Source organism: Flavobacterium adhaerens, assembly GCF_040045115.1.
Lineage (GTDB): Bacteria > Bacteroidota > Bacteroidia > Flavobacteriales > Flavobacteriaceae > Flavobacterium > Flavobacterium adhaerens.
The window spans coordinates 1-21,697 of record NZ_JBDLZX010000017.1 but is presented as its reverse complement, the minus strand read 5'-3'; the positions used below and the strand labels follow the sequence as shown (position 1 = coordinate 21,697).

The window sequence follows — 21,697 nt, the reverse complement described above, 5'->3', positions numbered from 1 at the left end:
ATTTTATTTGTTCGCAATATACCATATTGACTCCCTACATTTGTTCAAGAACTAAAAAAATATCAACAATTATTTTTATTCTAAATTTAAAATGAAAAATAAAAAACCTCTTATCCTTATTACCAATGACGACGGTATCTCGGCGCCAGGAATTCGTACTTTGATTGAAGTAATGGCTACAATTGGTGAGGTTGTAGTGGTTGCGCCAGACAAACCTCAAAGTGCCATGGGACATGCCATCACCATAAACAACACCCTTTATCTGAATAAAATTTCAAAAGACACTGACACAATAACCGAATACAGTTGTTCTGGAACTCCAGTAGATTGTGTAAAATTGGCAGTTAACGAACTTTTAAAACAAAAACCTGACATTTGTGTTTCGGGAATCAACCACGGATCAAATTCGTCTATAAATGTAATCTATTCCGGAACCATGAGCGCTGCTGTTGAAGCTGGGATCGAAGGGATTCAATCTATAGGTTTTTCGTTGTTGGATTTCGATTGGAATGCCGATTTTACACCAATCAAATCTTATATCAAAAAAATAACACTTGAAGTTTTGCAAAACAAACTCCCAAACGGTGTAGTGCTGAATGTTAATTTTCCAAAATTGAAAGAAAATGAAATTAAAGGAATAAAAATTTGTCGCCAAGCCAATGCTAAATACGATCAGAGATTTGAAAAAAGAAAAACACCTCAAGGAAAAGATTATTACTGGCTCGACGGCGAATTTATCAACGAAGACAAAGGCGAAGACACTGACGAATGGGCTTTAGAAAACGGATACATTTCGGTTGTCCCTGTAAAATTTGATCTGACTGCCCATCACACGATGCAACAACTTAACACCTGGAAATGGAATGAATAAAATAGACCTACTAATCGGATTTATAATCGGGATCATTGCTGCTGTAATAGGAATGTTTCTTTACATCACATGTGTAATGCATTTGGAATTTCTACCTGGAATTGAACTCATAAAAAGTCAAGGAAACCTAGGAAAGATTGTGACTTTGGGTTCTATTCTTGATTTGGCTGCCTTTGGAATATTACTAAAAATAAACAAAGAACTCATGGCAAGAGGAGTCATTTTTTCGGTTATTGTATTAACCATTGTCACGTTATTTCTTTAAAAAAATAAATCAAACCCGTTAAAACGACAAAAAAGCAACTCAATTAGTTCTTTTAAAATCTTGTCGGATTACTACAAATTTGTGTAATTTGTGGTTGAAAAAAATCGGTTCAATAAAAAGCAAAAAAATGAAATACTATATTATTGCAGGAGAAGCATCAGGAGATTTACATGGCTCAAATTTAATGAAAGCACTCTATCAAGAAGATCCCAAAGCAGAAATTCGTTTTTGGGGAGGTGATTTAATGCAAAATATAGGAGGTACTTTGGTAAAACATTACCGTGATTTGGCTTTTATGGGTTTTATAGAGGTTCTCTTCAATCTAAAAACCATTTTGAATAATATTGCCTTTTGTAAAAATGATATTAAACAGTTTAATCCTGACGTTATCATTTATATTGATTATCCAGGTTTTAATATGCGAATTGCTAAATGGGCCAAAGAAAACGGATATAAGAATCATTATTATATTTCGCCACAAATTTGGGCATGGAAAGAAAATAGAATCAAAGCCATCAAGCACGATATTGATAAAATGTATGTGATTTTACCTTTTGAAAAAGATTTCTACGAAGTGAAACACAATTTCCCCGTACACTTTGTCGGCCATCCGTTGATTGATGCCATTCACAACCAATCGGCCATTGATACGACTACTTTTCGAACCGAAAATCAATTATCCGAAAAACCAATTATTGCTATTTTACCAGGAAGCCGAAAACAAGAAATCAGCAAAATGCTATCAGTAATGCTTAGTATCGTTGAGGATTTTCCAGATTATCAGTTTGTAATAGCGGGTGCTCCGAGTCAAGATTTTAGTTTTTACCAACAATTTATTTCGAGTGACAACATCAAATTTATATCAAATAAAACCTATGCACTATTACGCAATGCTACCGCAGCTCTTGTAACTTCGGGAACAGCCACATTAGAAACCGCTCTTTTTAAAATTCCCGAAGTGGTTTGCTATAAAGGAAGTTGGGTTTCGTACCAAATTGCTAAACGCATTATAACCCTTAAATACATTTCTTTGGTCAACTTAATTATGGACAGAGAAGTGGTTACAGAATTGATTCAGGATGATTGTTCACAGCAACGCATTTATGAAGAATTGACCAAAATTCTAAATCCTGATTACCGCCAGAAATTACTAAACGACTACGATTTATTAGAAGAAAAACTTGGTGGAATTGGCGCCAGTAAAACCACAGCTCAATTGATTGTAAGCAACCTAAAATAAGTATTTCGATATCAGTAAATTTGTGATGCTTTTCTAAATTTAGGCATCAATAACTAAACAAGGAAACATCTTTATCTAACCATATTAAAAACAATTAACAAAAAAATATTCAAATTTTAAAAAATTTATTACTTTTTGTTATTTATTGATTTTATTTTACATATATTTATCCGATAATCGATAAAATAATACACTTTGTCGATTTTTATAGAATAATGCAAACAAAATTTGCTTGATATAAAGATAAATATGGCCCCATTTTTACTTAATCAACTGCGAAGTGTTGTCACTTCACCCTTAATTTCACTCTTTTGTAAAAAATACGAAGAGAATGAATCTGTATTAAAAAAATCAATAGATGCCAGTTTTTGTACGGTACTCATTGGTCTTGGTGATAAAATTACCAACGATGCATTATTTGAGCAAATAATCAATTCTGTTGCTCTGACCGAATTTTATAAATCTACCGAATTTGAAAACGGTAAAATCACTTCGATAAATTATTCTTTTGAAGAAGAAGGCAATGAGCCATTGAATCAAATTTTCTCTTACAAAAAAGGGCGTATTTCTGAAATGATCTCAAATGAAATTGGCGTCAAAAGCGAAACAGCATCAGCCATACTTAATTTTGCTACAATGCTGATTTTGACCCGTTTTAACAATGAAATACAGAAAGAAAACAATATGCTAAACAGTATAATTTCGGAGAAAAATACACTTTTAAACACAATTCCTGAAGGAATTAGATTGATATTGGGTTATCCTAATTTCGAGTATGAAGAAACACACTTCAACTCTGATTCTTTATCTAAATCTAACATAAAGCAACTATTTTTCGGCAAACTTTTTAAAATTTAAAATCTTCAATACCTAGAAAGATTAACTGTCGCAAAAAACTATTTCTCTAAAAATTAAAACCAATTCATTCCTGCATTGGTTCGAGATGTATTATCTGCTATTCTTATTAAACCTTTTCAGGTTAATTATATTTGACAAAAAAACAAATTTAAAATTCACAAAACTTACGCTTGTTTTTTTACGAAAATATTTACAATATAAATTGTGATTTTAAAAAAAATATTTAGTTTTATAATCACACTCATAACTAAACCAACTACTTAACTATTTTATTTTAGATTATCATTCTGTATTAATAAAGACAATCTTTACATTTCTAAGTGAAACTAAAAAACGTTTCTTATGAAAATTTGGAATTTCCCTTTACTCAAAGTCACTATTTTTTTTATAATAGGTCTTTTACTTTCCTATTTTCTAAAACCGGTTCCTACTACTGTCATTACTTTATTAGGCGCAACCTTTATTATCTTTATACTATTCTACTATTTATCTAAAAAACATTCAACAATTTCGATATATTTCGGAATAATAACCTGTCTCCAGTCCTTGACAATTGGAATGACTACCCAAACACTACACACAGAAACTTTTCAACCCAAGCATTACAACCACTACAAAAATATTCATAATAGTAATCATGTTTTTATACTTACTGTAAAAGAAAGGCTCAAAAGTACTCACTTTAGAGAACGCTACCTTGCACAAGTAAACTCGATAAATGGCAAAGAAACATCTGGAAAAATCCTCTTAAACATCGAAAAAGATAGCTTGACTCAATATCAATTTACAATTGGAAATCAACTTAAAATCGAAGCGCAACTCATTAAAAATAGTAATCAAAAAAATCCCAACCAGTTTGATTATTCTAAGTATCTAGAAAACAAACAAATTTACGCTCAACTTTTTGTCAAACTCAATCAAATACAATTAGGCTCTAAAAAAACAGAGAACATCTGGTATTACGCTGCTGCTCTACGATCGAAAATAATTAAAAATCTAGAAAAAAGTAAATTCAACTCAAAAGAGTTAAACGTAGCAATTGCCTTAATCATAGGACAACAACAAGATATTGATCCAGAAATTATTCAAGATTATCAATATGCTGGAGCGGTACATATTTTATCGGTTTCGGGTTTGCATATCGGATTTCTACTTTTGTTTATAAATTTTCTATTAAAACCTTTTCCTAACTCTCCAAAAAGCAATCTCTTAAAATTGACAACAACGCTAATATTGTTGTTCTTATTTGGAATTTTTACTGGATTATCCGCATCTGTAGTTCGATCTGTGGTAATGTTTTCATTTGTAGCCATTGGTCTCTATCTACGAAGAAGCACCAATATTTATCACACTTTATCAATTTCAATATTAGTCATATTGTTATTTGAACCTTCTTTTTTGTTCGACCTAGGCTTTCAACTCAGTTATTTAGCCGTTTTTTTTATCATTTGGCTACAGCCCTTATTAGCCTCAATTTGGAAACCTAAAAACAAAATCGCAAACTATTTTTGGGACATTCTAACAATTTCATTTGCAGCACAGATAGGAACTTTACCACTTAGTATTTATTATTTCCATCAATTTCCTGGATTATTCTTTCTAACCAATATCCTGATCATCCCTCTTTTGGGTCTAATAATGGGGCTTGGGGTTTTGGTAATGTTTTTTGCTGCCTTCAATTGGGTCTCTGTTTATACCATCAATGCATTAGAATTAAGTATCTTTTGTTTGAACAAAATTATCGAAACAGTAGCCTCCTTTGAACAGTTCATTATCAAAGATATTCCTTTGAATATTCCGCTATTATTAAACAGTTATTTGGTAATTATAACACTTGTTTTGGCCTTAAAATTTAGAACTTTCAAAAATTGTCTAGCCACATTATCGGCAATTATACTGTTGCAATTATCCTACATAGCAACCAAATGGGAAACCCAAAAACAAGCTGAATTTATTGTTTTTAATACTTACAAACAAACACAAATAATAGAACGAAAAGGAACAAATGCTACACTCTATGCAAATAACTTTGATATTAAAAACACTCCCAATGAACAAGTATCTTCGTATTTAACATCGAATTTTAGTTCCTTACAACACCAATACCAACTAAAAAATCTTTTTTATTTTGAGGACAAAAAAATTCTCTTGATTGATAGTACAACTATTTATCCCACTAGAATTCATCCTGATATCATTATTATAACTCAATCTGCAAAAATTAATCTTGAGCGATTACTACAAATAGCTAAACCCAAAAATATTGTGGCTGATGCTTCCAATTATAAAAACATTCAACAAATATGGGCAAGAACTTGCGCAAAGAAAAAAATCCCTTTTCATTCAACGAACGAAAAAGGATTCTTCAGAATTAACTAATTATTTTAGCCTTTTTTGGTTTTGGATTTAGATTTGGATTTAGAAGTTTCCTCAGCACTTACAATTGGCTTTTTAACAAATGAATCTGCAACTCCCAACCAAGCTGTAGGACCACCTGCAACATAACCCGTGCTTCCTAATGCTTCAAAATTGACTTTGCCGTCTTTTTCTTTTGCGTTAGCAAAATAGACCGTTGGAAAACCTTGGATCCCGAAAACTTGTTGCAATTCGTTATTTTGTCTTTTCAATTCTGCCGATTGTGCAGTTCTTCTTGGGTAATCTATTTCAACAAGAACAACACTTTCTTTTGCCCATTTATCAAATTCTGGTGTTTTCAGCACTTCTTTTTGTAACCGAATGCACCATCCACACCAGTCACTTCCTGTAAAAAAAAGCATCAATGGTTTTTTTTCTTTGACAGAAACTGTAATCGCCTCTTTTACATCTGTGTACCATTTCACTTCTTGAGCTTCTACAGCCAAAGAACCTATTATAAAAAAAGCCAGTATAAATATTTTTCTCATTTGGTTTATTTTTTTTTCAAATTTAAACAAAAATAATAAAGTTGGTTATCTTACACCATGCATTAATTTTTTAATGACTGGTGTCATTAAAATTGAAAACAAAGCCACCACAATTGATATAATGGTCAGCATCCAAAAGAAATAACTTAAACCGTGCTCATTGGCAATTTTATCAATATTTTCACCAAACATCCCAGCCCCTTTCATTCCGATAGCCACTGCCAGGTACCAAACTCCGAACATGAACGCAATCATACGGGCAGGAACTAATTTACTAACATACGAAAGTCCAACTGGAGAAATACAAAGTTCACCCATTGTGTGAAAAAGATAAACCAGAATTAGCCAAATCATACTTACCGAAGCTGTTTTGGCTCCTGGCTCAATCCCATTTGCACCAAAAGCAACACAAGCCATTCCAAGTGCAAGCAACCCCATTCCGATACCATATTTTAAATTTGCAGAAGGGTTGTATTTGCTTTCCCACCATTTAGAAAACAATGGAGCTAAAGAAATGATAAACAAAGAGTTTAAAGTAGAAAACCATGTTGCTGGAACTTCGGTAAGAGGTGTCGTAACCTTGTCAATTTTCAAAGTTTGCAATGTTGCGTCTGACAATGACAAATATCCGGCTGTATAATAATCTTTAGCCAGCATCCAGATTGCTATTGCCCAAATAATGACAAAACTAATACTCAAAATAATATTAGCGACAGCATATAATTTGAAAGTCTGTTTAAATAATAAGATCAAAACCCAGGTTATAATCACCAATGGCAAAATCGTAATTAATGAATTTACTACTAAAAAGACAACACTCCAATTTCCAACCAAAACTCGGTCTGTATAATCACTGGCAAAAATGGTCAGACTGTTTGGAGACTGCTCAAAAATTGCCCAAAAGAAAATTGTTAGAAAAGCGAAAAAAGTTACTGCTATCAGTTTTTCTTTAGTAATTTTTGAATATTGAGTAAATCTGTAAACCAACAAAACAATAAAAACAATTAAGGCAGAAAGTATCGCAATTGAATTTCCGTTATCACCAAGGAAAGAAAAAACATTTACTTTTCCTCCGGATATTTTGGCCGCAGGATCATTTACAAGCCATAACAACGCTACAATTGAAGAGAATGCAATTGCTGCTAACTGCAATGGCGAAAAAGGGTTTCTTTTATCTGTATCTAAAGCCTCAGCTTTTGCTTTACTTTCTTTATTTGGCTTTAAACCAATATCTCCAAAGATATTCTGAGACAGCCAAAACTGCAGCATTCCGAAGAACATAAAAATTCCTGCTAATCCAAAACCATAACTCCAGCCCACTTTTTCCCCTAAGTATCCACAAAGCAAAATTCCGAAAAAAGCACCTGCATTCACGCCCATATAAAATAATGTGTAGGCTCCGTCTTTCTTTTCAGGACGGTCTTTATACATTTCAGAAACAATAGAAGTCATATTTGGCTTAAAAAAACCATTTCCAAAAACCAATAATACTAAACCAAGGTAAATAGAAAATTCTGTTTCAACCGCCATAGAAGCATGTCCTAACGTCATTAAAACTGCCCCAACTACTACTGCCCATCGAAAACCAATTACTTTGTCGGCAAAATAACCGCCAAGCATGGTAGACAGATAAACCAATCCTACATAAGAACCGAAAAGCGCAGAAGCATTCTCACGAGTCCAGCCCCAGCCGCCATCTACAAAAGAAGTGGTTAAAAATAAAATCAATAATGAACGCATTCCGTAAAACGAAAAACGCTCCCACATCTCTGTAAAAAATAAAACGAACAAACCGGCAGGATGTCCTAAAACGGTACTCTTAAAAAATTGATCTGTATTGTTCTGACTCATATTAAAAATTTAAAACTAATTCTTTTAAGAACTTTTTATTTAACCTCCTGCATTAACTTACGCACCAAAGGCGAAAGTGCAACCAAAACTATACCCGCAATCAGTGCATAAATTGCCAATTGATAATAACCATCTGTAAAAGCAATCAATTTATCTGCAGCTGAAGCATTTTCATCAGGCGATGACATTCCTGCCCCTAACAAACCTGCTACATATTGTCCATATGCACTCGCCAAAAACCACATTCCCATCATCATTCCTGACAACCTCTTCGGAGATAGTTTGGTCATAATTGACAACCCAATTGGCGACAAACACAACTCAGCCAAAGTAATAATCAGGTATGAAACCGTAAAAACATTTAAAGATGTTTTACCATCCGGACCAGCAAAGAAACGAGTAGAGTAAAAAACATAAAATGCTGCAGCTAAGAACAAAAATCCAATTCCAAATTTAATTACAGTGTTCGGCTCAATTTTTCGTTTCGCCAATCCTAACCACAACAAACCGATAATTGGACTAAAAATAATTACGAACAAAGAGTTTGAAGAGTTGTTCACCATATTAGGATCAATATTGAAAAACAACAACTTATCCGAAAGATTGTATTTTGCAAATAAAGATAATGACCCTCCACTTTGTTCAAAGAAAGCCCAGAAAACTACAGAGAATAAAATAAAAACCAATGCTGCAATTAATTTTTTACGTGCTGCTTCACTGTTTTCTTTAAATGTTTCATACAAGAAGTACAACAAGGCCAACGGGCCAATAGTATACATAAAATAATCTGTATAGTCCGTATTTTTAATCATCAAAAAGACCAGTGGAATACTCAGTAAGGCTCCAACATACACAGCAATTTCTTTGGTTTTGCGTTTTGAAGGTTCATTTTCTAATAAAGGTGAGTCTCCAATTGGACCTAATGCATTTTTAGTATACACAAAAGTGATTAATCCAATAACCATTACAGCAGCGGCAGCCAAAAAGGCATAACTCCATCCAAAATCTGCACTTTTTCCAAGATAAACACAAACAATACCTCCTAAAAAAGCTCCGGCATTAATACCTGAATAAAACAAACCGAAACCTGCATCACGACGAGGATCTCCTTCCTTGTATAATTCACCCACCATCGAAGAGATATTCGGTTTAAAAAAACCTGTCCCTATAATAGTCAATGTAATTCCGACATAAAATAAGGCTTGCGGAGAAAACGCAATGATTAAGTTTCCTAAAATCATTATTAAACCTCCGAAAAACAATGATTTTTTAAACCCTAAAATTTTGTCCGCAAAAATTCCACCTATAAAAGTGAAAGCATATACAAACGCCTGAATAGCACCGTATTTTAAATTGGCATCTTTATCAGACAAAGCTAGTCCTAAAAGCTGATCTGCCATAAAAATGGTCAATACACCACGCATTCCGTAGAAACAAAAACGCTCCCACATTTCTACAAAAAATAAATACCACAACTGTTTCGGGTATTTTCCTTCGAAATTTTGAATTTCCTCTAAAGTTGGTCTAATTGCGCTCATTGCTTACTACTATAAATTTACTTTAATAAAATTAGTCATTTTATTATACAGTTGTATTCTTGTTTTCCCTCCATAAATACCATGGTCTTTGTCAGGATATATCTGAGAATCAAATTGTTTGTTTTCTTGAATTAAAGCTTCCATCATTTGCATTGAATTTTGAACGTGAACGTTGTCATCACCTGAACCATGAATTAATAAAAACTTGCCTTTCAATTTATCCACATGGTTGATCGGAGAATTGATATCATATCCGCTTGCATTTTCTTGCGGAGTATGCATGTAACGCTCAGTATAAACACTGTCATAAAAACGCCAGTTGGTAACTGGTGCAACGGCGATAGCCATTTTGAATACATCTGCTCCTTGGAAAATGCAGTTTGAAGCCATGAAACCACCGTAGCTCCATCCAAAAATTCCAATTCGTGAAGCATCAACGTATGGATAAGAACCAATAACTTTAGCGGCTTCAATTTGGTCTTCTACTTCATATTTACCTAATTGTAGCTGAGTTACTTTTTTGAACTCAGCACCTTTGAATCCTGTTCCTCTACCATCGACACAAGCAACTATACAACCTTGTTGCGTCAATGAAAGAAACCAATAATCGTTAGAATTATTCCATTGATTTGCTACCTGCTGTGATCCTGGCCCTGAATACTGAAACATGAAAACTGGGTATTTTTTTGAAGCATCAAAATCTTTTGGCTTCATAATCCAAGCATTCAATTCATTTCCTTTTGCAGTCTTTAGAACAAAAAACTCTTTTGAAGGAAGCTCATATCCTTTTAATTTATCTGCAAGAACCTTATTGTTTTCGATAACCTGAATTTCTTTTCCTGCTTTTGCCTCGTTTAAAGTATAAGTTGTTGGTTGAGTAGCGCTAGAATAAGTATTAATGAAGTATTGGAAGTTAGGACTGAATGTCGCTGAGTTTGTTCCAATTTTACTTGATAAAGCAACTTTATTTTTTCCTTCTAATGAAATACGGTAAACTGCTCTATTGATGGAACCTTTTTCTGTAGATTGGTAGAAAATAGTTTTGTTTTTTTCGTCGAAACCGTAGTAATTAGTAACTTCCCAATTTCCTTTAGTAACTTGATTTTTAAGCTTTCCTGTTTTATCATATACATAAATATGATTAAAACCATCTTGCTCACTTGTCCAGATAAAACTATTATCTGCTAAAAATGTCAAATTATCGGTAACATCAACATAAGCTTTATCCTTCTCGTTCAAAACCACTTTGGCTTTTGCTGATGTTCCATCCACAAATAGCAAATCTAAATTATCTTGGTGACGATTTAAAACCTGAGCCGATAATACATTATTGTCATTCGTCCATTGCATTCTCGCAATGTAGAAATCATTATAGTTTCCTAAATCAACTTTTTTAGAAGTCGATCCTGCTACATCAAAAATATGCAATGAAACTTCTGAATTTTTCTCACCAGCTTTAGGGTATTTGAACGTTTCAATTGTTGGATATAAATCTTTATGAAACATTGACATCGAAAACTCTGGAACCTGACTTTCGTCAAAACGAATATAAGCTACTTTTTTACTGTCCTTACTCCAGTCAAAAGCTCGTACAAATGCAAATTCTTCTTCATAAACCCAGTCAGTAATACCATTTACAATGGCATTCTTTTTTCCATCAGTTGTAACAGCAATTTCTTTTTTTGATGCTAGGTCGTAGATATAAAGGTTATTCTGTTTTGCGTAAGCGATTTTTGTTCCGTCAGGCGAGAAAGTTGGTTCTTGAATTTGAGAATCAACCAGTTTTGTCAAAGTTTTTTCTGCGATATCGTAAACGAAATAATCAGCAGTAAAAGAGTGGCGGAAAATTTTAGAAGAATTACAAGCAATTAAAATCTTCTTTTCAGAAGAATCAAAAGTATAACTATCGATTCCCTTAGCAAGTTCTTTAATATTTTTTGTGTCAATCAAATTTGAAACTTTTTTCAAAGTAGCGAAATCGTATAAATCAATTTGCATACTCTTAGAAACTCTGTCAAAATTCAATACTGTGTATTGATTCGTATTCTTTAAAGATTGCATTTGATCCATTCCTTTCGCACGAAAAGCACCTGTATAAATCTCATCAACCGTTATTTTCTGCTGTCCAAAAACAGTAACACACAAAAAAAGAAGTAAAATAGTAATTTTGTTTGAACTCATAATGTAGGTTAAGTTATAAAAACGACAATTTTAGTGAAAAATTCACAAATAAAACACCAAAGCGATGTTAAATGTTATAAAAAAATATTTTTAACAATTCTTATGAATGTTTCTCAATAAGTAAATAAAAATCAAACATTCTTACCAAAGAATGAGCAATTTTTAAAATTCTACAAAAAATCATTAGCAAAACTATCTTTTCACATTACAACAAAAGAATGGATAAATTACTACTATTCTCAAAATAAAAATCGCTACAGTTTTTAATATTTTAATCTAAAAACCAAAAAAAATATCCCGAAAATAAAACATCAGGAATATGTATCTTTGTCTCATTAAAGAATAACAAATACTCTATGAACAATATGGTTTCAGGATTTTCTAAATTATCCAAAGAAGAAAAAATTAACTGGATTGCTAATAACTATTTTTCAACCCCTAGCGAAGCCATTTCTATTCTTAAAAATTATTGGAATGCAGACGAAAAAATTCAGAAATTACACGATGAGTTTATAGAAAATACCATTTCAAACTTTTATTTACCTCTAGGGGTGGCACCAAATTTTTTGATAAATGGAAAATATAAAACTATACCAATGGCCATTGAAGAGAGTTCGGTAGTTGCCGCAGCATCAAAAGCAGCCAAATTTTGGTCCACACGTGGGGGTTTTAAAACTACTGTTATCAATACCGAAAAAATTGGACAAGTTCATTTTATTTACAAAGGAGATTCATCAAAACTGACATCCTTTTTCGCTCAAATAAAATCAAAATTGTTTGACAATACCGAAAATCTTACCAAAAACATGCAAAAACGTGGTGGTGGAATTATTGACATCATTCTAAACAACAAAACGGATTTGCTTCCAAATTACTTTCAACTTCATGCAACCTTTGAAACAAAGGATAGCATGGGAGCTAATTTTATCAACTCCTGTTTAGAGCAATTTGCCAAGACATTAAAAGAGGAAGCATTAGATTTCGAAATATTCACTGAAGAAGAAAAGAACATCCAGGTGGTCATGAGCATTTTGTCAAACTATGTGCCCAATTGTATTGTTCGTGCCGAAGTATCATGTCCAATAGAAGAATTAGCCGAAAAACATATAGAAGATCCTGAAGAATTTGCGACAAAATTTATTCAAGCTGTTCAAATTGCCGAAATAGAGCCTTTCCGTGCCGTAACGCACAATAAAGGGATTATGAACGGAATAGACGCTGTTGTTTTAGCAACTGGAAACGACTTTAGAGCTGTCGAAGCTGGAATTCATGCTTATGCATCAAAAAACGGCCAATATTCCAGTTTGTCTCATGCCAAAATCGAAAATGGGGTTTTTAGTTTTTGGCTAGAAGTCCCTTTAGCATTAGGAACCGTTGGCGGACTAACCTCTTTACATCCTTTGGTAAAATTATCTTTAGAAATGCTAGAAAAACCAACAGCAGAAGAACTTATGCAAATTGTAGCAGTTGCAGGTTTGGCACAAAACTTTGCCGCTTTGCGTTCACTCACCACAACAGGAATACAAGAAGGCCACATGAAAATGCATCTAAACAACATTCTCAATCAGTTCGAAACCAATGATGAAGAACGGCATTTAATTAAAAAACACTTCAAACACCACGTCGTTTCACATAGCGGAGTTGTAGATTTTATAGAAAACTTAAGAAAATAATTAATTTTATTAGGAGCCAATCCCGCTATCCGTTTCAATCTTTTGTGCCGAACCCTGGCACAAAAGGATTTCCACTACTATCGGGGCTACAAAAAAACATCCATGAAAACAACCTTTTACAGCAACGGAAAACTTTTAATAACAGGAGAATACCTCGTTCTTGATGGCGTAAAAGCATTAGCACTACCTACTAAATTAGGACAAAATTTAAGTATCGAAAAAAAAACAAATCACGAAATAAAATGGAAAAGTTATGATGCTGATGGTAGTATTTGGTTTGATGAAACAATCCTCTATTCAGATATAACAAATAAAACTCCATTACAATATGAATCGATAAAAGAAACTTTAATTACGATTCTACGATCAGCACACGATCTAAATCCAGAAATCTTATCAAATTCTAAGGGCTTCAACGTTACTACCGAATTGACTTTCCCAAGAAAATGGGGACTTGGAACATCATCAACTCTAATAAACAATATCGCCCAATGGTTTTCTATTGATGCCTACACGCTTCTTAGAATTAGTTTTGGAGGAAGTGGTTACGATATTAGCTGTGCTCAAAATGACTGTCCAATTATTTATCATATCGAAAATGAAAAACCAATAGTCGAAAAAGTAAAATTTAACCCTAAGTTTTTCGAGAATTTATATTTTGTTTATCTCAACCAAAAACAAGACAGCAAAAAAGCTATTGCCTCTTATAAAGAGAAAAAAAATCATTTAGATCAACAAAAGGAAACTATAAATCAATTGACTCAGCACGTTTTACAAGCTCAAAATGAAGAAGTTTTTTCAGAAGCTTTAGAAAAACATGAAAAAATATTGAGTGCTATTCTTGAAACTAAAACCGTAAAAGAAGCTTTGTTTCCAGATTTTGAGGGAACTATAAAAAGTCTTGGTGCCTGGGGAGGTGATTTTGTATTAGTAGTTTCAAAAAAAAATCCTCTACATTATTTTACAAAGAGAGGATATGAAATTATTATAGCCTATAAAGACCTAATTTTATAAACGCTTAGTAATTCGCTTTTTTTCTATTACTATAACTTTCCGTTTTGACTAACTTGATGGTTTGATTTTCAGCTTCATTCTGCTCAAGTAATTTATTATGCATGCGTTCTGCCATAGCCTCGATACTTGTTGTAATGGATCCGCAAACTAACTCCATTCTTCTGTGTTTTTCTTCTTTCACAGCGCTCAATACATCTTTCACAAAACCTACACTGTATTTTTCAGCTACAGAATCATGAGTATTTGTTAATCTGATTACTGAATCCTCGCTATAAATAGTAACTCTAAAATGTTGCTCTTCATTACTAAGATAATATCTAGCACCTAATTCGTCACAATTTATATCTGTTGAACTAAGTTTTAGCAACTCAGTAATTATTCCAAAAATGTGACTTTCAATTTTGGAATATTCTTTAGGCTTTTTTCTAAATAAACTAAACATAAGAAATAGTATTAATTAAAATATTCTTTAAAATTGACTAATGCAAAATAATGTCATTTTTTTTTGTATCGCAAAAAGTATAGACGATTTACCAAAAAATACTATGAACGGTAATATTTGACATAGGTTAAAGAAAAATTGTCACGAAGAAAGAAAATGATGATATAAAATTTAACAATAAAATATTTAATTGAATTGAGTAATTCATTAAAAAAAGAGCTACCTATAATATAAAAAAAACCTGATACTTTATTTTTCAAGCATCAGGTTTTTTTTATAACTATAATCTATCTAGTAGTTAAAATCTTTTCTATTATCTTCAATTTCAGCATCATCTTTCAAAGCAGATAATACTCTACTAGCATCAGAAGCACTTTGAGCTTTTAATTTTGCAACATTATCAGCATAGTTTTTCAAAGCTGGAGCTTTTACAGTGCTATTGTTTTTTACAACATATACTCCTGTAATACCTTCAATAGGAGCTGACATTTTATTTGCCGATAAAGCAAATGCATTACCCACAACTTTAGCTTCTTGCCCTACTCCACCTGGTAAAACTGGGTTTTCTAAAGTAATGTCTGTAGCTTTTGCAACAGTTGTTCCAGTAGCTTTTGCAATAGCTTCTAATGAGCTTCCTGTCATTTTAGCCTTTAACATCTCTGCTTTTTTCTTGTTTTTCAAGATTGTTTCGATATAAGGTCTTGCTTGAGAAACTGGAACCAATCCTGAATCATCTACAGATTTTAATTTTGCAATAACGTGACCTAAATTAGCTACTTCAAATCGTTTAACATCACCAACTTTAGTTTCCTTTTCAAAAGCCCATCTTACAATTGTTCTTTGGTTTCCTAATGGTCCAAATGCTTCATCCATTGCTTTTACCGCAACAGCTGGAGATACTGACAAACCAAGATCTTTAGCTGATTTATTAAAATCTTTATCTTCAGCATCCATTTCAAATTTAGTTGCTTGTTGAAACACCTTGTCAGAAGTTGCTTCAGAAGCTTCTATTTTTTGAGCCACAGTTGCTAAACGAATTCCATCTTGTTTATCCGTGATTTTAATAATATGATATCCAAATTGAGTTTCAACCAATCCAATTTTTCCAATTCCATTGTTAAAAACAAAATCATTAAATGGCTTCACCATTTGGTTTTGACCAAAATAACCTAAATCACCACCTTGTTGAGATGAAGAATCATCAGACTTAGTAAAGGCAAGCATTAAGAAACTATCTGGATTTGCAGTAACTTGAGCCAAAATTTCATCAGCCAAAATTTTTGCTTCTTCTTTAGTTCTTTTTTCTTTTGGATTTGAAACTTGAGTTCCTTCCCAGCTAATTAAAATATGACTTGCTTTTGCATTTACACCAGCTTTTTTCCCTAAAGCTTTAGAAATACAGTAATATTTACCAAAAACATAAGGTCCATATACTTCACCTGGTGCTAAATTGTATAATTTATCCGCATCAACAGCTGGTAAATCTTTTTTAGCAACATAAGACGAATCGTAAGCTACATCCGAATTTGAATTTACAAATTCAGCAACGTTTTTAGCAGTTTTAAACCCTGGTAATGTATCATTTTTACCAGTAGTTTGATTATAAACAACACTTCCTGACAACAAAGAAGTCAATTTTGTTTTAACATCATTAATATCTGCAGCAGAAGCTTTATCTTCTACCAACACATATTCTACATCACGAGTTTCATCAGACTTGAATTTTTTTGGACTGGCTTTCATGTAATCCAAAATTTCAGCATCGCTAATTTTTACATCGCTATCTTTAATAGTAGAATACAAAGCAGCTACGTAATCAAAATTTACTTTGTTTGCTCCTAATTCATAGTTGAATTTCCCTTCACTTTGTGTAGTATAAATTCCAGATTTGATTAAGGTATTATAGATTTGAAACTTAGCATTCAATTCTGCATCTTTCTCTCTTTCTTTTAAGAATTGAGCTTGCTCTGGATTTGATTTAAAAAATTCTTTGAATTTAGCAATATCAAACATTCCTGCAGCATTCAAAAACATCGGATTCCCACCAATATTTTGATCCGCTTTTAGAATATCAAAAATATGTTTTTCACCTACTCTTAAACCTAATTTATCAAATTCGGCAGTAAGCAAAGCAATAGTCACTTCTTGATCCCAAACTCTTCTAGAGGCTTCTGTTGCAGAGATACCTTGTCCACTTTTTTCGACATTGCTTACCTTAACTCTAAAATCTTCAAATGAAACATCTTTTCCATTAATACTTCCTACATCACTTGAACTGGTCCCAAAATTCCCTTTTGTAAAAAGATCTTGAATTATAAATGAGAATAATGCCAGAGCGATAACTCCAATCATTATAGCGGAATGTTGTCTAATTTTTGATAAAACTGCCATTGTTTATTATTGTTTATTATAAAATTTTGTTTGCGAAAATACAATTATCTAATTAATAATTATAGAACTACTGTTTTTTTTTTGTTTTTTTTTAAATTAAAAAAAGAAACTCAGTCTTTGATAGACATTCTAACCAATTCTATCTTTTTATTTGTGGCTTCTTCAATAACGAAATGATAATTTTCGATATCAATTTCGGCTCCTTTTTGAGGAATTTCTTTAGTAAAATTCACAATAAATCCTCCAAGTGTTCCATACGAATCGCTTTCGGGAATTGTAAGCTTATAGGCTTGATTTAAATATTCTACATCTAGTCGAGTAGAAAACAAAAATGTATTGTCTCCTAATGCTTTTTCGATCAATTCTTCGTCTAAATCGTGTTCGTCTTCTATCTCCCCAAAAAGTTCTTCTACTATATCCTCCATTGTCAAGATTCCAGAAGTCCCTCCGTATTCATCCAAAACTACTGCTACACTTTTTCTCTTTTTCATCAAAATTCCCATAGCCTCTTTTACAAAAATAGTCTCCGGAATAAATTCGACTGGAATTACAATATCTTTGATAGTAGATGGTTTTTTAAATAAATCAAAAGAATGAACGTAACCAACTATGTCATCCAATGCATTTTGATAAATAACAATTTTAGAGTAACCGGTTTCAATAAACAAAGTTTTCAAATCAGCAACTGGATCCTTAATATCTATTGCCGCTATTTCAGTCCTCGGCGTCATCACATCTCGAGCTTTTACTCCCGAAAATTCCAAAGCATTTCTAAAAATTTGTATCTCAGAATCCACTTCTTCTTCATCATCTACAGTACTCATTTGTTCGGTAATATAATTTCCAAGTTCTACTTTACTAAAATAGAGTTGCACCTGATCTCCTTCGGTTTTAAAAAAATTTTTCAGTACAAAATCGGAAATCCAAATTAAGAAAGTTGAAATAAAATAAAATAATCTATAAAAGAAATAAGTTGGAATAGCAAAAAACTTAATTATAGAATTGGCATAAATTTGAAAAAAAACCTTTGGCAAAAATTCAGCTGTGATTAGAACTATTATCGTCGAAATTACCGTTTGCAACAAAAGACTAGTGAAATCTGAAAAATGAAGATCGAATAACATCAACCACTTCATTAACAACTCACCAGAAAAAAAACCATATACAACAAGGGCTATATTATTACCAACAAGCATGGCAACAATAAATTTTGAAGGTTTTTCGGTAAGCTTAGTAAGTATTCTAGAAAGAAAATTATCTTGCTTTTTTTCTAATTCAAGATATATCTTATTTGACGAAACAAAGGCAATCTCCATTCCTGAAAAAAATGCACATAGTATTAGAGACAATATTATGACCCCTATTTCCATTTTTTATCAAGACTTTTTATTCTTATCATTAAATTTCTTAGCAAATCGCATTCTAAAGAAAAACATAAAAATAGCAAGTCCTCCAATAAAGAAACTCAATGCAGGAGATTCTTCTGAATTCAATTTTGTATAGCCTTCGTATAAAAAATATATTCCAAAAGCCAAATACAGATACGAGGTGTATTTTAAAAAATTCATGTGATTTTAATTTTATTCGTTGGATTCTATTTCTCCTTGGATTCTTTGTGAATTGATTGTTTTAAAATCTTTACTAAAATCAATTCCTTGCCCCGTCGAGCTATTCGCTGCATCCGTTAATTTAAATTTTCGTTCAGTATAAAACCATTGATTTTTTTGATCAAAAAACAGTTGTTCGGTTTCTAATACCTGTCCTGCCTCAGAAGTTATCTTAACTTTTCCTTGCAAATCGATAATATTGGTTTGCTTATATGAAACCGCATAATTTGACCGAATAAATGTTCGCTTTCCTTTATCGTCATATATAGTAACATCAACTCCTTTTGGAAATTCTGTAAATGCAAAATCTACATTAGCATAATCAAACATTTTAGGACTTATCAATATAGATTTTATTCTTCCAGAATCTGTGTATTTCAGATTCACATTATCAGCATCTCCACTAGGAACAAATTCTGAATAATCATTTTTTTGGATTTCCTTAAAATTACTTTCACAAGCAAGAAACACTCCAGTAAGAATGAACATAAAAAAATAGGAAGAAATATTTCTAGTAAAAAAAAGCATATCTAATTTATAAACAACCTCTAAATGTTTAAAAAGACAAAATCTTAATCGATTTTACGTTGTCTAAACCACTTATCATTAAGAGAAAAACTCACTGCAAAAGAAAAATAATTCTCCTGAACCAATCCTTTAGATGTCGTTCCTCGTTTTCCAAATTCTAAACCAAGATTCACATTAGAAACACTCCCTATAATTGGCATTCCAAAACCTAGATTAATAGATTTTTCGTTTATTTCTTCATTATCAATTATAGTTCCAGTCTTGGTAAATTTCAAACCTCCTCTGTAAACCACTTTTTGAAAATAACTTGAGAATACATTATAATTTGGCACATAAAAACCTCCTAAACTATAACTTGCAGATTTTCCATAACTAACTTTGTCCGTTGTATTGAAATCAGCTGCTAATTCTCCGACGTTTTGAAATGTCAATTGTGTACCTAACAACCATTTTTTTGTTTTCCCAACACCTATTCCAATAGAAGTTTTATCAGGAATAGTTAAATCGGTTCTAATTTCTTGTTCATCAACAGCATCTATAATAGAAACATCATAATTAGAATTATAACTTACTGTAGATATTGTTTTAGTATTAGTAGAAGATAATTTAGATTTTGGAGTATAAGTAAAGCTAGTATATAAATTGGTAGATTTATAAATCTTTTGCTTATACATTATTCCAAAATTAGTTGCCAATCCGTTCAAATCAGCTTTATTTTTTTCTTCTGTCCCAACTAAAACTCCTGTCAAGAATTCTAAATTTGTATTATTTATTCTTCCAAAATTATATTGAATATCAGCTCCAATGACCAAATTTGGGATAATTGTATAACCTAACGAGAAAAAAGCTTTGTTCAACCCTCCTGTACCCTTTAAAACACTATTTGCACCATCGATATCAGAATTTGTAGATTCAATATTATATCCGACAGAAGTATAAGGCATCAATCCAAAACCAACTCCAACTTTTCCTAAAGGCAATCCAACAGCTAAATAATCAATAGCAGTTCTTTGAGCATTACCTTTATTAGAATCCGTTTTTAAATTAGTCATTGTATAATTTCCACCAATTGTAAATGCGGTTAACTGTATCGCAGCAAAGCTTGCAGGATTTAAAATATTGATATGAAGACTGTCTTGCTCAATATTAAGCCCACCCATTGAACGATTTTCGAGGTTTCCTTTAAATCTAGATTCACCTAAACCAAAAAAAGAATAAGGAGATGCTGATCCACTTTGAGCACTAACCATTAGTGAGAAAAAGAAACAAGCGGCAACAATAATTTTTTTAATCATTTTCTATTTTATATTGAAAAAATTGGTTCAAACTCTCCAATAGAAAATTTGAATTGGCAAATATGGTATTTTTTAATCTTCTAGCCAAAAAATCTGTATCACCACCCGTTAAAATTATGATAAAATTTGAATACAATTGCTTATATTCTTCTATAAAACCGTCAATTTCATAGACCAATCCGTTTACAACTCCCGAATGCATTGCTTCAATAGTCGACCCCCCAATTATAGAATGGGGATTTTCAGCAATCAATTGTGGTAGTTTAGCAGTAAAATTATGCATAGCATTATAACGCAATTGCAAACCAGGAGAAATAGCACCACCAAGATAATTGTTCGACTTATCAATAAAATCATATGTAAGACATGTCCCTACATCAATAACCAACCTATTTTGATTGGGATATAAAAGTAATGCTCCTGCTGCTAGAATCATCCTATCAACACCTAATGTCTCCGGAGTTTTATACTTATTCACAAAAGGGAACGAATCTTTATAAGAGACAAAATGTATTTTAACTTGCAACTCAAATAATGAAAAATCCTTTTTTTCAATATCCGAAACAGATGAAACAACAAATTGAGTCACTTTTGGATAATTAATCAAAATATTTTGAATATTTTTTTTCAACTCCAATTTATAAAAAACAAAAAGCTCCAAAAGAGTATCGTCTTGAAAAACAGCAGACTTAACTCTAGTATTCCCGATATCAATAGCTAGAATCATAGATTTAATTTAATACTGCTAAGATACGAATTGATTTTTTTTTAATATTTGTTTTGGATAAATTAAAAATGATCTTATATTTGCACCCGCATTAGCAAGGTACCTTAGCTCAGATGGTAGAGCAATGGACTGAAAATCCATGTGTCCCTGGTTCGATCCCTGGAGGTACCACATAACCCACTCTTCGAGTGGGTTTTTTGTTTTATACCTCTTAGAACTAATTATAACCTGATCCCGGATCAATCACAAAACCTGGGGAGAAATAATTAAAAAGCTTGATATTTGCAGAAAAGCTACTGCAATTGGAATCATA

General features: G+C 32.2%; 18 protein-coding genes and 1 tRNA gene. 8 read left to right on the top strand and 11 right to left on the bottom strand.

Annotation, left to right across the window (positions count from 1 at the left end):
• The first annotated feature begins 91 nt into the window (after positions 1 to 91).
• From surE to ABEB18_RS16620, 5 genes are all read left to right on the top strand, one after another.
• On the top strand, positions 92 to 871 hold the full coding sequence (gene surE / locus ABEB18_RS16640) for a 5'/3'-nucleotidase SurE (RefSeq protein ID WP_348800469.1): 780 nt from the start codon (positions 92 to 94) through the stop codon (positions 869 to 871).
• The gene (locus ABEB18_RS16635) at positions 864 to 1,136 is read left to right on the top strand and encodes a hypothetical protein (protein WP_348800468.1); all 273 of its coding nucleotides are present in this window, start codon (positions 864 to 866) and stop codon (positions 1,134 to 1,136) included. Before surE ends, ABEB18_RS16635 begins: the two co-directional genes overlap by 8 nt.
• Positions 1,137 to 1,263: 127 nt before the next feature.
• Entirely contained in the window at positions 1,264 to 2,376 is a 1,113-nt protein-coding gene (lpxB, locus tag ABEB18_RS16630; protein ID WP_348800466.1) for a lipid-A-disaccharide synthase, read from the top strand.
• A gap of 249 nt (positions 2,377 to 2,625) precedes the next feature.
• A complete protein-coding gene (locus ABEB18_RS16625; RefSeq protein WP_348800465.1) occupies positions 2,626 to 3,234 on the top strand; it encodes a DUF937 domain-containing protein in 609 nt (202 codons plus the stop codon).
• 342 nt (positions 3,235 to 3,576) lie between these two features.
• Positions 3,577 to 5,613 carry a ComEC/Rec2 family competence protein gene (locus ABEB18_RS16620; protein WP_348800464.1) on the top strand — a complete coding sequence of 679 codons (2,037 nt, stop codon included), beginning with the start codon at positions 3,577 to 3,579 and terminating at the stop codon, positions 5,611 to 5,613.
• 5 nt (positions 5,614 to 5,618) lie between these two features.
• On the opposite strand, the gene ABEB18_RS16615 is transcribed toward ABEB18_RS16620, so the two are convergent.
• Genes ABEB18_RS16615 through ABEB18_RS16600 form a run of 4 tightly spaced genes read right to left on the bottom strand, consistent with a single transcriptional unit; the run spans position 5,619 to position 11,707 of the window.
• Positions 5,619 to 6,137: a thioredoxin family protein gene (locus ABEB18_RS16615; RefSeq protein ID WP_348800463.1), complete on the bottom strand. Its 519-nt coding sequence runs from the start codon at positions 6,135 to 6,137 to the stop codon at positions 5,619 to 5,621.
• A 45-nt stretch (positions 6,138 to 6,182) separates the two neighbouring features.
• Entirely contained in the window at positions 6,183 to 7,988 is a 1,806-nt protein-coding gene (locus ABEB18_RS16610) for a peptide MFS transporter (protein ID WP_348800461.1), read from the bottom strand.
• A 35-nt stretch (positions 7,989 to 8,023) separates the two neighbouring features.
• Positions 8,024 to 9,526 (bottom strand): peptide MFS transporter, encoded by a 1,503-nt coding sequence (locus ABEB18_RS16605; RefSeq protein ID WP_348800460.1) that lies wholly within the window; start codon positions 9,524 to 9,526, stop codon positions 8,024 to 8,026.
• Positions 9,527 to 9,535: 9 nt separating this feature from the next.
• Complete coding sequence (locus tag ABEB18_RS16600; RefSeq protein WP_348800459.1) at positions 9,536 to 11,707, bottom strand: S9 family peptidase; 2,172 nt, start codon at positions 11,705 to 11,707, stop codon at positions 9,536 to 9,538.
• 356 nt (positions 11,708 to 12,063) lie between these two features.
• Here ABEB18_RS16600 and ABEB18_RS16595 point away from each other — a divergent pair, with 356 nt between their 5' ends.
• Positions 12,064 to 13,380 (top strand): hydroxymethylglutaryl-CoA reductase, degradative, encoded by a 1,317-nt coding sequence (locus ABEB18_RS16595; protein ID WP_348800458.1) that lies wholly within the window; start codon positions 12,064 to 12,066, stop codon positions 13,378 to 13,380.
• A 102-nt stretch (positions 13,381 to 13,482) separates the two neighbouring features.
• Entirely contained in the window at positions 13,483 to 14,394 is a 912-nt protein-coding gene (locus ABEB18_RS16590; protein WP_348800457.1) for a GYDIA family GHMP kinase, read from the top strand.
• A gap of 4 nt (positions 14,395 to 14,398) precedes the next feature.
• Here the strand turns inward: ABEB18_RS16590 and ABEB18_RS16585 are convergent, their stop codons facing one another.
• The 7 genes from ABEB18_RS16585 to ABEB18_RS16555 all read right to left on the bottom strand — a co-directional run bounded on the left by ABEB18_RS16585 (position 14,399) and on the right by ABEB18_RS16555 (position 21,384).
• Positions 14,399 to 14,836, bottom strand: a complete 438-nt coding sequence (locus tag ABEB18_RS16585) for a hypothetical protein (protein ID WP_348800456.1) — start codon at positions 14,834 to 14,836, stop codon at positions 14,399 to 14,401.
• Between the two features lie 291 nt (positions 14,837 to 15,127).
• Positions 15,128 to 17,227 (bottom strand): peptidylprolyl isomerase, encoded by a 2,100-nt coding sequence (locus ABEB18_RS16580; RefSeq protein WP_348800455.1) that lies wholly within the window; start codon positions 17,225 to 17,227, stop codon positions 15,128 to 15,130.
• 110 nt (positions 17,228 to 17,337) lie between these two features.
• A complete protein-coding gene (locus ABEB18_RS16575; protein WP_348800454.1) occupies positions 17,338 to 18,597 on the bottom strand; it encodes a hemolysin family protein in 1,260 nt (419 codons plus the stop codon).
• 6 nt (positions 18,598 to 18,603) lie between these two features.
• The gene (locus ABEB18_RS16570; RefSeq protein WP_348800453.1) at positions 18,604 to 18,795 is read right to left on the bottom strand and encodes a hypothetical protein; all 192 of its coding nucleotides are present in this window, start codon (positions 18,793 to 18,795) and stop codon (positions 18,604 to 18,606) included.
• Positions 18,796 to 18,807: 12 nt separating this feature from the next.
• Positions 18,808 to 19,362: an LPS export ABC transporter periplasmic protein LptC gene (gene lptC, locus ABEB18_RS16565; protein ID WP_348800452.1), complete on the bottom strand. Its 555-nt coding sequence runs from the start codon at positions 19,360 to 19,362 to the stop codon at positions 18,808 to 18,810.
• Between the two features lie 44 nt (positions 19,363 to 19,406).
• Positions 19,407 to 20,657: a BamG family beta-barrel-assembly machinery protein gene (gene bamG / locus ABEB18_RS16560; RefSeq protein WP_348800450.1), complete on the bottom strand. Its 1,251-nt coding sequence runs from the start codon at positions 20,655 to 20,657 to the stop codon at positions 19,407 to 19,409.
• Positions 20,650 to 21,384 carry a type III pantothenate kinase gene (locus ABEB18_RS16555; protein ID WP_348800449.1) on the bottom strand — a complete coding sequence of 245 codons (735 nt, stop codon included), beginning with the start codon at positions 21,382 to 21,384 and terminating at the stop codon, positions 20,650 to 20,652. The genes bamG and ABEB18_RS16555 overlap by 8 nt, the downstream gene beginning before the upstream one ends.
• 98 nt (positions 21,385 to 21,482) lie before the next feature.
• Here ABEB18_RS16555 and ABEB18_RS16550 point away from each other — a divergent pair.
• Positions 21,483 to 21,555, top strand: a tRNA-Phe gene (locus tag ABEB18_RS16550).
• Positions 21,556 to 21,697: the final 142 nt, after the last annotated feature.

Excerpts from the sequence above, each read along its gene's own strand:
- surE (WP_348800469.1), top strand. The coding sequence starts at position 92 with ATGAAAAATAAAAAACCTCTTATCCTTATTACCAATGACGACGGTATC.
- ABEB18_RS16635 (WP_348800468.1), top strand. The coding sequence starts at position 864 with ATGAATAAAATAGACCTACTAATCGGATTTATAATCGGGATCATTGCT.
- lpxB (WP_348800466.1), top strand. The coding sequence starts at position 1,264 with ATGAAATACTATATTATTGCAGGAGAAGCATCAGGAGATTTACATGGC.
- ABEB18_RS16625 (WP_348800465.1), top strand. The coding sequence starts at position 2,626 with ATGGCCCCATTTTTACTTAATCAACTGCGAAGTGTTGTCACTTCACCC.
- ABEB18_RS16620 (WP_348800464.1), top strand. The coding sequence starts at position 3,577 with ATGAAAATTTGGAATTTCCCTTTACTCAAAGTCACTATTTTTTTTATA.
- ABEB18_RS16615 (WP_348800463.1), bottom strand. The coding sequence starts at position 6,137 with ATGAGAAAAATATTTATACTGGCTTTTTTTATAATAGGTTCTTTGGCT.
- ABEB18_RS16610 (WP_348800461.1), bottom strand. The coding sequence starts at position 7,988 with ATGAGTCAGAACAATACAGATCAATTTTTTAAGAGTACCGTTTTAGGA.
- ABEB18_RS16605 (WP_348800460.1), bottom strand. The coding sequence starts at position 9,526 with ATGAGCGCAATTAGACCAACTTTAGAGGAAATTCAAAATTTCGAAGGA.
- ABEB18_RS16600 (WP_348800459.1), bottom strand. The coding sequence starts at position 11,707 with ATGAGTTCAAACAAAATTACTATTTTACTTCTTTTTTTGTGTGTTACT.
- ABEB18_RS16595 (WP_348800458.1), top strand. The coding sequence starts at position 12,064 with ATGAACAATATGGTTTCAGGATTTTCTAAATTATCCAAAGAAGAAAAA.
- ABEB18_RS16590 (WP_348800457.1), top strand. The coding sequence starts at position 13,483 with ATGAAAACAACCTTTTACAGCAACGGAAAACTTTTAATAACAGGAGAA.
- ABEB18_RS16585 (WP_348800456.1), bottom strand. The coding sequence starts at position 14,836 with ATGTTTAGTTTATTTAGAAAAAAGCCTAAAGAATATTCCAAAATTGAA.
- ABEB18_RS16580 (WP_348800455.1), bottom strand. The coding sequence starts at position 17,227 with ATGGCAGTTTTATCAAAAATTAGACAACATTCCGCTATAATGATTGGA.
- ABEB18_RS16575 (WP_348800454.1), bottom strand. The coding sequence starts at position 18,597 with ATGGAAATAGGGGTCATAATATTGTCTCTAATACTATGTGCATTTTTT.
- ABEB18_RS16570 (WP_348800453.1), bottom strand. The coding sequence starts at position 18,795 with ATGAATTTTTTAAAATACACCTCGTATCTGTATTTGGCTTTTGGAATA.
- lptC (WP_348800452.1), bottom strand. The coding sequence starts at position 19,362 with ATGCTTTTTTTTACTAGAAATATTTCTTCCTATTTTTTTATGTTCATT.
- bamG (WP_348800450.1), bottom strand. The coding sequence starts at position 20,657 with ATGATTAAAAAAATTATTGTTGCCGCTTGTTTCTTTTTCTCACTAATG.
- ABEB18_RS16555 (WP_348800449.1), bottom strand. The coding sequence starts at position 21,384 with ATGATTCTAGCTATTGATATCGGGAATACTAGAGTTAAGTCTGCTGTT.